This is a genomic window from Polaromonas sp., assembly GCF_043778355.1.
Taxonomy (GTDB): domain Bacteria; phylum Pseudomonadota; class Gammaproteobacteria; order Burkholderiales; family Burkholderiaceae_C; genus Polaromonas.
The window spans coordinates 19,080-31,330 of record NZ_JAYWHI010000028.1 but is presented as its reverse complement, the minus strand read 5'-3'; the positions used below and the strand labels follow the sequence as shown (position 1 = coordinate 31,330).

12 protein-coding genes and 1 tRNA gene are annotated in these 12,251 nt (G+C 55.1%); 5 read left to right on the top strand and 8 right to left on the bottom strand.

Annotation, left to right across the window (positions count from 1 at the left end; translation table 11 throughout):
• Positions 1–349: 349 nt before the first annotated feature.
• Both ACH2CW_RS04310 and ACH2CW_RS04305 read right to left on the bottom strand, forming a co-directional pair.
• The gene (locus ACH2CW_RS04310; protein WP_395055611.1) at positions 350–913 is read right to left on the bottom strand and encodes a hypothetical protein; all 564 of its coding nucleotides are present in this window, start codon (positions 911–913) and stop codon (positions 350–352) included.
• Positions 914–1,454: 541 nt separating this feature from the next.
• Positions 1,455–1,736, bottom strand: a complete 282-nt coding sequence (locus ACH2CW_RS04305; RefSeq protein WP_395055610.1) for a hypothetical protein — start codon at positions 1,734–1,736, stop codon at positions 1,455–1,457.
• On the opposite strand from ACH2CW_RS04305, the gene ACH2CW_RS04300 reads away from it, so the two are divergent.
• From ACH2CW_RS04300 to ACH2CW_RS04290, 3 genes are read left to right on the top strand one after another with little or no spacing between them, the layout of a single operon-like run.
• A complete protein-coding gene (locus ACH2CW_RS04300; protein WP_395055609.1) occupies positions 1,735–4,215 on the top strand; it encodes a helicase C-terminal domain-containing protein in 2,481 nt (826 codons plus the stop codon). The two genes, ACH2CW_RS04305 and ACH2CW_RS04300, sit on opposite strands and share 2 nt — an antisense overlap.
• Positions 4,216–4,272: 57 nt before the next feature.
• Positions 4,273–5,175: a hypothetical protein gene (locus ACH2CW_RS04295; protein ID WP_395055608.1), complete on the top strand. Its 903-nt coding sequence runs from the start codon at positions 4,273–4,275 to the stop codon at positions 5,173–5,175.
• On the top strand, positions 5,172–5,900 hold the full coding sequence (locus tag ACH2CW_RS04290) for a caspase family protein (protein ID WP_395055607.1): 729 nt from the start codon (positions 5,172–5,174) through the stop codon (positions 5,898–5,900). Before ACH2CW_RS04295 ends, ACH2CW_RS04290 begins: the two co-directional genes overlap by 4 nt.
• A gap of 174 nt (positions 5,901–6,074) precedes the next feature.
• Here ACH2CW_RS04290 and ACH2CW_RS04285 read toward each other — a convergent pair whose 3' ends face one another.
• Genes ACH2CW_RS04285 through ACH2CW_RS04275 form a run of 3 tightly spaced genes read right to left on the bottom strand, consistent with a single transcriptional unit; the run spans position 6,075 to position 9,352 of the window.
• Positions 6,075–7,733 carry a serine/threonine protein kinase gene (locus ACH2CW_RS04285; RefSeq protein ID WP_395055606.1) on the bottom strand — a complete coding sequence of 553 codons (1,659 nt, stop codon included), beginning with the start codon at positions 7,731–7,733 and terminating at the stop codon, positions 6,075–6,077.
• Complete coding sequence (locus ACH2CW_RS04280; RefSeq protein ID WP_395055605.1) at positions 7,730–8,509, bottom strand: hypothetical protein; 780 nt, start codon at positions 8,507–8,509, stop codon at positions 7,730–7,732. The genes ACH2CW_RS04285 and ACH2CW_RS04280 overlap by 4 nt, the downstream gene beginning before the upstream one ends.
• Positions 8,510–8,515: 6 nt before the next feature.
• Entirely contained in the window at positions 8,516–9,352 is an 837-nt protein-coding gene (locus ACH2CW_RS04275; protein WP_395055604.1) for a vWA domain-containing protein, read from the bottom strand.
• Positions 9,353–9,629: 277 nt separating this feature from the next.
• Here ACH2CW_RS04275 and ACH2CW_RS04270 point away from each other — a divergent pair, with 277 nt between their 5' ends.
• Complete coding sequence (locus ACH2CW_RS04270; RefSeq protein ID WP_395055603.1) at positions 9,630–10,082, top strand: hypothetical protein; 453 nt, start codon at positions 9,630–9,632, stop codon at positions 10,080–10,082.
• Positions 10,083–10,143: 61 nt separating this feature from the next.
• On the opposite strand, the gene ACH2CW_RS04265 is transcribed toward ACH2CW_RS04270, so the two are convergent.
• The gene (locus tag ACH2CW_RS04265) at positions 10,144–10,476 is read right to left on the bottom strand and encodes a helix-turn-helix domain-containing protein (protein ID WP_395055602.1); all 333 of its coding nucleotides are present in this window, start codon (positions 10,474–10,476) and stop codon (positions 10,144–10,146) included.
• A 72-nt stretch (positions 10,477–10,548) separates the two neighbouring features.
• On the opposite strand from ACH2CW_RS04265, the gene ACH2CW_RS04260 reads away from it, so the two are divergent.
• A complete protein-coding gene (locus ACH2CW_RS04260; protein WP_395055601.1) occupies positions 10,549–10,962 on the top strand; it encodes a lecithin retinol acyltransferase family protein in 414 nt (137 codons plus the stop codon).
• Positions 10,963–11,420: 458 nt separating this feature from the next.
• On the opposite strand, the gene ACH2CW_RS04255 is transcribed toward ACH2CW_RS04260, so the two are convergent.
• Both ACH2CW_RS04255 and ACH2CW_RS04250 read right to left on the bottom strand, forming a co-directional pair.
• Positions 11,421–11,496, bottom strand: a tRNA-Phe gene (locus ACH2CW_RS04255).
• Between the two features lie 18 nt (positions 11,497–11,514).
• Positions 11,515–12,192 (bottom strand): response regulator, encoded by a 678-nt coding sequence (locus ACH2CW_RS04250; protein ID WP_395055600.1) that lies wholly within the window; start codon positions 12,190–12,192, stop codon positions 11,515–11,517.
• Between the last annotated feature and the right edge of the window lie 59 nt (positions 12,193–12,251).

Below are 12,251 nucleotides of genomic sequence, written 5' to 3'. Positions count from 1 at the left end.
TAGCCGTCAGAACAGCAGATTCTGGTGTCACGGACCGCTTTCGCGTTGATCATCCGCTGCTCTTCGGTCAAATCACGACTTGATCAGACCTTCCCTAGTGCGGCGGTCAGTCCGTCACCGGCAAGGAAGGCGTAACGTTCCAGTTCCTGATGGCTGAGGTGGGGGGCGTATCTCACATTGGGTCTCCTGGGTTGGGTTGATTGGATTGCTGGCTGCTCGCGGACGTGACTTGGCCTCCGCCTGGGCACAGATTCAAGGTGGTTCGTGAAGGGAAGAAAACGAGAACGGGACATGCCGGCCATTGCGGTACGACGGGGACAGGTTTGCCAGCCGACTGGGGCTGGCCGGATTACAGGTGGGCGGTAGCCAAACCTTGTGCCGTGCGCGCAGAACGAAGGATCTGCCGCATCAGGTCGCCGAAGGCTTCGGCCTGGGCCCAGCCGGGGAAGTCGGCAATGGTTTCGATGTGCCCGACTTCCAGGTGCAGGGCCACGCTCCAGAAATGCGGATGGGCATTCGCGGGATGTTCATTGGCCTCAAAGCGCTTGATACCGCCCTCGCCTTCCACGCAGGGATACACCTCGACGGCGTCGTAGTGATGCAAGGGTAGTTGGGGGCTGGTGAGGTTGAAATAATCGCCGGCTGCCTTGCCAGTTGCTGGAGGGAGGCGATATGGCAGTTGGGGCTGCAGGACGGTGGCGCCACCGGGTAGCTGGTGGTACTCCAGGCCCAAGCCGGAAAGCACGGCCTGGTGTTGCCGATCGGAAATGGTGAAGTTGTTGCGCGCCCAGCAAACTGCACCAACGACGGCTGGGGTTACCAAACCTCTGGGGTTGATGCGCCAGCAGAGATCGCGGTCCACTGTCAGGAGGCCTGCGCCTTCGTTGGGCGGCGGGTAGGGTTTGAAGTTCACGGGTGTTTTCCTGGAAGTGGTTGGAGTTGAAGGGCTCTTTGGTGGAATGCATCGGAGACGCGAAGGGATGTGACGGCACAAAGCCCGACCCGGCCGCTGACCAGATCGGGCTTGATCCGTTTACGAGGGAATAAGGCGAGCGAAACTTCCGTGCGCCAAAAATCCAGGCGGCGAAGAAGCCGCAGGAAAGTCGCCGGTCTCCGACATGTCGCGAGGCAATCAGATCCAAAAGCTTGCAGCCACCGCTCTACATATCCGTTATATGGGGCCAAAAAAAACTGGGGTTGCTTTCTTCCATTACGAGCGAATGCGTATCTGACCGCGGTGAACATTTATCGGCATCCAGATTGGAGCCTTGCGATTTGGCCTGAGCGTTGCCGTCGTTCCCACTTGCGGTCGTCCACGCGCCATTGCCCCGTACAGCGCATACAAAACCCGGGCCCGAAAGTCAGCCAATAGCAACCTGGTTTAACAGCTTTGGGCTCTGTACGATTTCGCTGACGTCTCCCATCGCGGCATCCAACTATTCACGCAAGGCCGCTCATAACGCATAGCTTGATGCATGGCTAGGTAAATATTTCCCAAAAGTGCTGCTCATGTTTCGAATAGCATCAACGGCGACCCACAGGTAACCCGTTGTTACGACATTTCCAGTGGCCCGCTTTTTAGCGTGACGTCCCGTGTGTACCGCACAACTTGCGTTCCAGTAAAACTTCAAACGGCGATTGCTCACGGCTTCAAGAGGATTACTCCTCGCAGTTGGACTTGCAATAACAATGATCACCGCGTTAAAAGTAACAACACAAGTCACGAAATAATCCATGTTCAACTTTTCTGCGCTTGCGAGTGCTCCCGCCTCGGATGTTCCCGGGACACTGGCTGAATTATTTGGCCAGCTCGATCGAAAAGCGACCCACACCGGCCTCAGGGCAGCGCAATCGGCTGCCGCAAAATCCCTGGACGAGCAAATGGACTTCCGCGACGTTGTCGTCAAGTTAAGCACGGGGTCCGGAAAAACGGTGCTCGGTCTTTTATTCGCAGAAAGAATGCGGCGCAAATACAAGGGTGAACCCGTTGTGTATTTATGTCCCACGCTTCAGTTGGTCGATCAGGTCGTCGCTGCGGGACAGGTGATAGGTGTGCCGGTTTCAACGTTCCCCAAGCAAGGCATGCCCTATGACGCGATGAGCGGCGGTGCTGTTCTCGCTTGCACCTACAACAAACTTTTCACTGTTCGTACAGCTTTCGACACTCACACGATCCGGCCCTCAACCTTCGTGCTTGATGACTGTCACGCGGGCATCGAACGAGTCAAGCAGTGCTACACCGTCACAGTGCCGCAGGAGTGCTACGCAAAGGTGCGAGCCATCCTAAAACCGCTTTGCGAAAGTTCAGATCCAGCCACGTGGCGCGGCATTGAAGCGGATGACTATGCCTCCCAGTATGAAGTTCCCTACTGGATATGGGCATCCGTCCATAAAGCGATCACCGAGATACTTGAAGGCTTCAGGGATTCGGATGACTTGAGATACAGCTGGAACAACATCAGCAGATATTCAGATCTTGTTCGGTTTTGTATTTCTGGTACATCTGCAGAAATTTCGCTGCAGATTCCTCCTGTGGAGGAAAACGCCGCTTACGCCAATGCCAAGCACCGGCTGTTCATGTCCGCCAGCGTTAAGGACGGATCCGGCCTGGTGGGTGCCATGGGTTGCGATGTGGCCGCATTTTCGAGGTTGATTGATCCAGTCGAGGATGAGGGTGCTGGCGAGCGTATGATGTTGCCGACTTCACTAATCTCGTCGTCCACCCAAAAATCAGAGATTGCGTCTGTCTGCAGCGTGTTGGCCAATACCGCGAATGTGGTGGTACTCACAAGTTCTGGAGAGCAGGGTGCAGAATGGATCAAAACGGGTGCAAGACTTGCAAAAGACAAACAAGTGGACGCCGCGATTGCCCAACTGCGCAGCAGTGTCGGGAATTACACGGTATTCGCCCAACGATTTGACGGCGTAGACCTTGCCGATGACGCCTGCCGTGTCCTTGTCATCGACGGCATACCCCACGGCGACCGGATTTGCGATCAGATTGATGCCTACCGTCAAAAGGACTCTCCAGGCTACGAGGTACGAACCGTCAATCGATTCGAGCAGGCGCTAGGCCGGGCTGTCCGATCAAGCGCAGACTACGCGGCCGTGCTTCTGGTCGGTACCGATATTGCCGCTTTTATTGGCAAAAAGTCGGTATCGGATTTACTGGAGGCCCGCACCAGGGTGCAGGTCGATCTGGGCAAAGAAATGGCCAAACAAGCGGGAGGTGACGTCAAGTCGACGGCGGTCATCATCATGGAGATGGCACAGGCACTTTTGAGCCGCAACGAGCAATGGAAAGACGCGCATCGAACACGGGTTAAAGCGGCGCCTCGTACGACCCGAAGCGCGGGGCTCACTTCCATGGAAAAGGCTGCGGTTGCTTTACGCCAAGCCTGGGAACACGCGAAGGCGAAAAACTTTCAGGCAGCCGTAGCTGCGGTCAGGGAAGCATCGAATATCGAAGGCTTGCACAAGATTCAAAAGGCCGAACTGATCTATGTCATTGCCGGCTATCTGCATCAGTTCTCGCCTCCCCTCGCAGCAGACGCCTATGGAGCAGTCTTTGCATTAAATTCGCATTTCCCGCGGCCGGAAAAGGTGGCTGACAAGAAATTCTCGAGGATGACGGATCAAGCCATTTCAGTCCGTGACTACTTCAGCGCATTTAACACGCACAACGGTGCGATCGCGCGCCTCAGTGAAATTCGCGGAAAACTGGCTTTCGCAAACACTGCCGAAATCGTCGAGCAGGGACTTTTTGAGCTTGGACAAGCTCTGGGTGCAGCATCTAGCAGACCAGAGAAAGAAACCGGCCGCGGCCCTGACGTGCTCTGGATGTTCGACGACTGCACGTTCTGTATTGAGGCAAAAAATGAAAAGACCGCGCCGATCTTCAAAACGGAAGCAGGGCAACTGCTGTTGAGTCTGGAGTGGTGCTCAACCAATCTGGATAGCGGTTCGTCCGCGCCAAATGCAGTTTTTGCGACCAACACCACAACGGCTGACAACGCCGAAGACGTGAAATTTGGTCCGCATCTGCTTAATGAAGCGATGATTTTTGAAATCGTAGACCGCCTCCAGCAGTTTGTCCTCGGTCAAGCCTTTGATGGCCCACTGTTTGCAGACGCTCCCGCTGTAGGCAAGAAACTGATTGAACTGGGTTTGACTGGAAAACAATTGAAATCCGGCTTGCCTGTGCTAAAGCATTAGTGTCTTAATAATCGGCAAAACGTGCCCCCTCATTGATACACAGCCGCAAACATTCGAATGCCTGAAAACGACCAGTCAGTGACCAGTACAGCTGAAGAAAAAGCTAAGAGCGAAGGTGTTTCCGTCAGTACCACTCGCGGCGATTACATCCACCTGTGGCCCCACCACCAGGACGGCACCCTCGTTTACGCAGCCGAGGATTGCGTCATCCGGCTGGATGTCCACGATGCACTGGATTGGGAGACCTCCCAGGCTTATGATTTGGCGGCGCCCAACCATCCGGATTTTTCGCTGTCAGATCGGACTCGATTTCTAAACCGCTTGGCGCTTCTTGAGGTCGCGCCGTGTGATGGGGTTAGTCAAGAGAAAAAGAAACACTTCACGCGCCTGCTCGGTGAAGGAGTGCGCAGCTGCCTGACCTTCGAATACGAGTCGGCCATGCAAATGCTTGATAGCGCGGAGGAGTTTATCTTGGCAAGGGTTCAAGAAACCTCCAGGAGCTGGTATCTGTCCGCCGCCTTCTGGGGAGCTCTTCCATTTGCAATCATTGGAGCCATCCTTTGGTTCTTTAGAACGCCGGTGATAAATTCAATTGGTGAAGAAGCATTGTTCTTACTGCTTTCAGCCGTCTTGGGTTCCTTGGGAGCACTGCTATCAGTTATTGCTCGAAGCGGAAAACTAGCATTCGATTGTTCTTCAGGCCGTGGCCTGCATTATTTGGAAGGCCTATCACGCATAGCGGCGGGGGCACTTTCTGGAAGCCTGGTCGCCATCGCCATCAAATCCGAAATCCTCCTGGCAGTCTTAACGCAAGGAGGGAAACTTCATACCGTCATGCTGCTTGGTGCATTCGTAGGAGGTGCCGGCGAGAGGCTGGCCACTTCTATTATTTCCAAGCTGGACAGTACGGCCACCGACATTCCAGCAACAAACAAACCCAAAGGAACAAAACCCAAATGAACCGATCAGCACTCATTATTGGCAGTCCAGACGCAGATATACCTGGCGTCAAACAAGATATGGTGGCGTATCGCCAGCACTTCGAAAGTCAGCTTGGCGGCGCGTGGTATCCGCATGAGATCGAAACACTGGAAAGCCCTGGCGATCTCGTCGTGCGCCAAAAGCTTGAGATGATGAAAAAGGCTGACTATTCGGTGGTGGTCTTTGCCGGGCACGGCAGCCACCCAACCCGAACCGGCACAACCAAGGTGCTACTGAGACCGGGAGTCGAGATGGACGTAAATATTCTTAAGCTCGGAGCACCTAAGCATACGCTGATCGTCGACTGCTGCCGCAAACTGAATAGGCAAATTATCTTAGATAGCGTGATGGCCAAGTCAGCTTCATTCTCAGAGGCCAGGAGCATGGTTGACTATCGACGGTACTTCGATTTGGCAGTCCAAAATTGTTCTACTGGCCTGGTCACACTGTTTTCTTGCGATATTGATGAGACTGCGCAGGATCTTTCGACCGGAGGACTTTACTCCGTAGAGCTGTTGGCGTACGCGAGACAATGGGAAGAACAAAGAAATCGCGGCAGCGGTGAGTCGCATCGGGTTCTTCAAATCCCGGATGCTCATGAAGCAGCAAAAGTGAAAGTGATTATTGCTAGCGGTGGGCGACAAACTCCACAAATTGAAAAGCCCCGCTCGTCTCCTTATTTTCCCTTCGCTATCAGCGCATGATTCTGGCTTCGCTCATCGTTTTAGGACAAATAGTCGCTAGGTAGCCGACAGACAGTGACTTGATTGCAGTGCCAGAACATGATAGAGATTCTTACGCCCGACGGGCTTCAAATGCAACAGCTGACGACGCCATTCTTGCCGCGGCCGCTGGCAACGTCCGAAGATTTTGCACGATTAGCGTTTTAGAAGTACGTACAAAATCACCAGTCCGACAGCCCAAATCCACCAAGGTATGCCAGAACGCTTTTTCTGAGGCGCCGGCGCGTGCTGCGATGCGTGCGGGCCAGGTACCGGCCGCTGCGGTAACCCCTTTCCAGCGCTTGATCCCTGTCCTGGCACCGGTTGCGTCTGCTGACGCATCTTCTGTAAAACTTGCTGATTCGCGGATAGCGGCGTAGCCGACGGCGCAGGCCGCTGAGGCGCGCCACCGCCCCCTTTGATTTGCCCCAACAAACTTGAATTGGAGAGCCCTGCGGGTTTTCTTGCCCCGGGCCCCTTTAATCTGAATCGGGCTTCAGCATCGGTCAATTGCGTGATCTGAGAGAGCGTTGCGGCCGTGATCGAAATGTGCTGGTACTTGTATTTCGGGCTTCGGTAAATGGGTTCTACCAGTCCTTTTATCGTGATCCAACGGCCCACCCAATCGGCCGTCGGCACAACACCCCCCTTCGCGAGGGCCTCGTTCCAGACGTTGATCTTGACGCAGGGCCCATTCCACGGGGCAAAATTGACGAATACATAGGGCTTGCCCTTGCCTTTGCCGAACTTCCCGATGTCATGTTTCACTTCAACAACACGACCGACTAGCTCAACCATCTGACCAATGTGGCTGGCGAACACCCCGTAGCTACTGGCGTCCAGAACAGGATATTGGCTGATGTACCCCACCGGGATTTGCACTGCCTTGGGCTTGCCGTCCAAGACGATGCCTTCCAGCGGGATGTTCCTGGCGTTCAGGAAATCTTCAAACGAAGGAAGTTTCCTGTAAGGAGCCCCGCAAATTGCCGCAAAGCTGCGTGCGTCTCGCGCCAGGCTCGGGATTTGGGCAACAGCCGCCAGCACTGATGAAGAGCCAGGATCAGCATAGTCGTTGGCCTTGAAAACGATCACGCCCGCACCGCTACCTGAGGAACTCCAGAGCGAAGGCTTCTCGCACAAAGCCCTTAGAGCGAGATTTAGTCCCATGAACGAGAACCTATCCAGCGAGGTGTCGAACTGACTGCCGTCGCGCCCCGGATGCTGGTAGTCCCGGTGTCCCATCTCGGAGCTTCCCAAGGCCGCGATCTCGGGCACAAACATCCCGTCATAGTCGATCAACTGAATTCGCCGGCCCGCATCGGCGACCATCAGATTGCCTTCCTGGATGTCACCATGGGCAATGCCCTGCGCCTCAAGGTAGGCGGACAACTGGCTCAACGAGTTCACCAAGTTGGTCAGTTTGGCTTTGTCCCCGTGGTTTGCCTCAACAAACTCCCCCAGGGTTTCGCCGACGGCCCATGCCATCCGGACCAGTGGATAGGTGGACCCGTTCAGATTGACTCCGTGCGGCTGGAACTCAAAGTCCACGAAGTACGGTGAAGCTAGCGTTTTGAGCTTCTTCGAGATGCTTGCGTACCGCTTCTCCAGCGCAGGGGCTTCACGGTGGAAGCACCGGACGGCGTACTTCGTATGCCCGGTTTCAACGGCATAAGTGAGCGCAAAGCCGCCGCACACGACCGAGGGAAGACCCAGCCCCGATGCACGAATCCTGCCTGACTTGAGTTGCGGGTCAATGAAGGCCGTTTGGGGAAATTGCAATGCCTCCTGATATTGCTCAAGCGTTGGGTAGCTCACGGGAATTCTGCCTTTTCATCGGCGCCTTTTTTCGCATCCGTTTCGTCTTCTTCATCGTCAACAACAACGCGGATCAAGGTCGAATCGTCCAGGCGCATGCGCCGCTCCTGTCGCATGGCGACCACCAGGGACTCGAAGTCCTCAAGGCTATCGATGCCTGAAAGCACTTGCACCGCATTGCCCCCTTGGGCCTCACTCAAAAGCCAGTGTCCGACTGCATCCGTAACCAGGAAAATTAAATCCCCGGGCTCCAGGACCCAGGTGCAGCTACTGTCCGCCTTGAAGAACTCCGAGTCACTCACAAAATCATTGGCGGCCGAGAGCGTGGAGAGCAGCTGTGGGCGAGCATCAAGCTGCTCCGCCTCAGTGAAGGGGAATGAGGCCACCAGTACATTCTGGCGCACATGGACAGCCAAGCTATCCCCAATAGCCAGTACCTCTGCATCCCGGCCATTTGCGGCTAGACCAAGCCCCAGCAAGGTCCCAAAACTACCTCGATCAAAACCAGCCTGTTGCGACCATGACAGGGATAAGTAGTCAACTGTGGCAAGGTAGGCTTGCACCCGGTCAGCGACCCACTGCGCCGAGATGCCTTGGTCTTGAACATAGGCGCGCACTAACAGCTGTGCCCATGCGCGTGAGTCATAGGACTCGGAGGCGCCATCGGCCACAGCAATGCAGGTTCCCGGCTCATTCGCCGCCCACGCATCCTCGTTTAATTCCGCTTGCTGCGGGTCTTTGGCGACCGAAGCGGTCAGGTCAACACGCAAACGCACCGAATTTCATCGCAACTGCGATGCACGGGTGCCGATATCGAAGAAGTCCACGATCTCCGGGGCTTCAGCATTAAAGATGTAGCCTCTGGACTCCAGCGACACGGTGTGCCCTTTTTCTTGAGCCACCTTGACCAGATGCTCGGGCAATTGGCTGGACATTCGGAACAGAAGCTTGGCGTATTGATCTGGCAGGCCAGCTTCGCTGGCCGGAAATGTCACCGATGCACTCGTTTGCGAACTGACATGCAGGTTCAGCAACAAGATGTTGCCGTCCAGCGTCTGAAACTGCCGCAATGTATCGGACAGTGCTTCGGGGTCGCCGTCCGTCGACTCACCGTCGGTGATGTGAAGCACCGTGGGCGGGTAACTATTGGGGTGAGCATCGCACCATGCCGCCAACTCTTCGGCCGCACGTGTGATGGCGGCGCACATGGGAGTACCGCCGCTGGACTTGGGCTCGAACCAGACAGGGAATTTCACGGTCTGCTCGACGATTCCGCCAGCGCCGTCGTCAACCTTGCGTCGGCGCTCTTCAACACGCAAGGGGTTGGCCTCGATCGCTGAAATGGGATTGAGAATCTGACTTGCCAAACCACCGTGAAGTGCGTTCTGCGCACCACTTTCCCCATAGCCGATGACACCGATGTCAAAGTAGGCTCTGACACCATCAGACTTGATGCACCGCGTGACGAGCTGCATCAGAGTTTTGTTCAGCACATCGGCAACTATCTGCGCCTTTGTGCGCTCCGATGCGGCCATTCGATCTCCCATCGAACCAGATTGGTCGACAAGGAATAAGAAGGCGGTAGGGTCACTTCGTTGAATCGGCGCTTTGTATGGCATGTCATCCTCCTGTGGTTATCTTTCTAGCTCGATCAGGGCACACGTTCCGCGAAACCTGCTTTTTTGAGTCGCTGCAAGCGAAACTCATCCAATACCGTCATTGCACGCAGTTGGCACCGACATAATGCCACGCCTGATCACCAAGAATACTCGGATCGCCCTCTATATTTAGAGGGGAGCGACTCCTCCCCGCTCTCTCCGTCAAAATCTGAAATGGCGGGGCGTCACATCCGACGCGCCAGCTGAGGAAAATATCCAGACAGCACAGGAGAATTAGATGGCTTTCAGCGATGATAGTGGCGGATTTGCGTTTGCCTGCGAAGACGCAAAAATCTCAATTTGTGCCAGCACGTGGAGCACCCGTCTATCCCAACTCGGCCTCGTACAAGGGCCAGTTTTCGTCATGACTGGTGCACTCCCGGGTCATGACTACATTAGCCGGATTATTGGCAAGCGACCCCAGAACATTTTCATCATTGCCAACAGCAATGCGGAGTTGGAAGCAAAGGCCCTCAAGCTCAAATTCCCGACGGTCAGAATAGTGCTGCACAAGAATAACAATGCAAAGGTTGTACTTGTTTCACCAGCTACGGTTTGGGTATCAAGCTCGGACTTTGGTGAAACGAGGCAAATCCAGTCAGCAGTTGGCATTCATTCGGCCAGCGTCTACAACAGAACGTTGGACACGCTGTTTCGTAGGGTATGGGACGAGGGAACCGAAGTATCGTGAACGGACGCCGCAAGAGCGAACGCATGTATCGCGGAACCATCCACAAGCAATCAGCTGTTAGCTATCGCGCACTCATCAGCAGGGCGGCAAGCAATCCAAGGCCAATGGCTATAGCCGCAGGGTTATCGGGCTTTTCTGAAAGTACTTCGACACCTTGAAGTCGAAGTTGCGCCTCGCAATTGTCCGCCCAATTCAGAATTTTCGACGGCGGAACTCCGAGCTGAATTGCAGCTTTTCTAAGTTGCGCCAAGTTCAATACCGAATCGCCGGACTCAAGCCGGGAATAGGCTGACTGAGACAAACCCAGTGCTGCTGCGAAATCACCTTGCTTGACGCCATGGACTTCTCGCTGCTGGGCAAGTATCTTGCCCACTAAAGCGGGATAAGTAACCACGGGTCGTGGAGAGGGAGTTGACTTTGTCTGCATGTATGTGTTAAATGCAAAAATGCACAACAGGAGGATACCATGTTCCAGTCAGTAAATCAGCAACACATCTGGGCGCCTCCAGCCGGAACGGTCATTCGGGTCAGCCGGGGCTTTTACGACCATGTCGCCCTGCTTAGCGACAGGCAGATCCACGGAGAGCGCGGGGTGCTGTCGTTTTCTTCCAAGTCTGGCGGGCTTGTGGAGGAAAGCTTCTCGGCATTTTCCGCTGGCAGGCGTGTCTCTGTTGATGGCTACTTAGGTTCAACTCCTCCAGCGAGGGTCATGCAACGCGCTCGGCTTAAGCATGATCAAGCTTATTCATGGACTGAATTCAACTGTGAACATTTCGTCCGATATGCACACGGAGTACTCATTGAAAGTCCACAACTGCAAAAATGGGCTGCCCTGGGTGGAATTCTGAGCGTTTTCGGATTGGTGGCTATGCGTCCCTGAAGGCATCGCATTTTCGGAGACATGCACTTGCGGCTCCAGCCACTTTTAGATTAATTGACTCAAGCTGGGTTACGGACCACTCAGCGGAATTCCGGCCGGATTGCATAATAACCAGCCGTTTCTACCATCCAGTTGATGGTAGAAACAATGAGTGCCTCGAAAGGCGCTTGTTTATTGGCTTACTGGCGGAGAGGGCGGAATCGAACCCACGTTTATTGGCTTCAGAGGCCTTTTATAGGCCACTGGAGGGGCTTATTGGCCCCAGCGCACAAGACGGCTGCGAATAACTGTTGCAGGGCTGTCATCCACGTTGCAGGCATACAAATTACGACGGTCGTCGCGCCCCAACATTGAAATGCATTGACCTACACGCTCCTCAGATGCCTACACAGCGCCTACATGAAAAACAAAAAGCAAAAAGGCCAACCTAAAAGGTTGGCCTAAGTGCTTGTTTTATATGGTGGCCTGGGGCGGAATCGAACCACCGACACAAGGATTTTCAATCCTCTGCTCTACCGACTGAGCTACCGGGCCTGAGCCTAGGATTATATATCAGGCTGCGCGCTTGCCTCGGGTCAGGTCCACGCCCAGTTGCTTGAGCTTGCGGTACAGGTGGGTTCGCTCCAGACCGGTCTTCTCGGCCACGCGTGTCATGGAGCCACCTTCCTTGGCAAGGTGGAATTCAAAGTAGGCTTTTTCAAATTCATCGCGTGCATCACGCAGCGGCTTTTCGAGCAGGAAGCTTTGCGTTGCCTGGGGGCCCAGTTCGACAACGGCAGCCGCCATACCGCTGGTCATGGCCACTTCGACGGTCAGGTCGGGCGCATGCAGCAAGGTGGTTGGCGGCGCCAGCGGCTTGCGTCCAGCTGCCTTGACCAGTCCCTGCTCCACCGCCTTGAGCAGTTTTTGCAGGGTGATGGGTTTTTCGAGGAAGGCCATCGCGCCGATCTTGGTGGCTTCGACGGCGGTGTCGATGGTGGCGTGGCCGCTCATCATGATCACGGGCATCGTCAACATGCCGCTGGAGGACCACTCCTTGAGCAGGGTGACGCCGTCGGTATCGGGCATCCAGATGTCCAGCAGCACCAGGTCAGGCCGGGCGCGGCTGCGGGCGGCGCGGGCCTGGGCCGCATTTTCTGCGAGTTCGACCTGATGCCCTTCGTCGTTGAGAATTTCCGACAGCAGATCGCGTATGCCCAATTCGTCGTCAACCACCAGAATATTTGCCATGATGAATCGCTATCCCTAACCAGCAGTAATCGAACCCGCGGCAGCGCTTTCGCACTGCG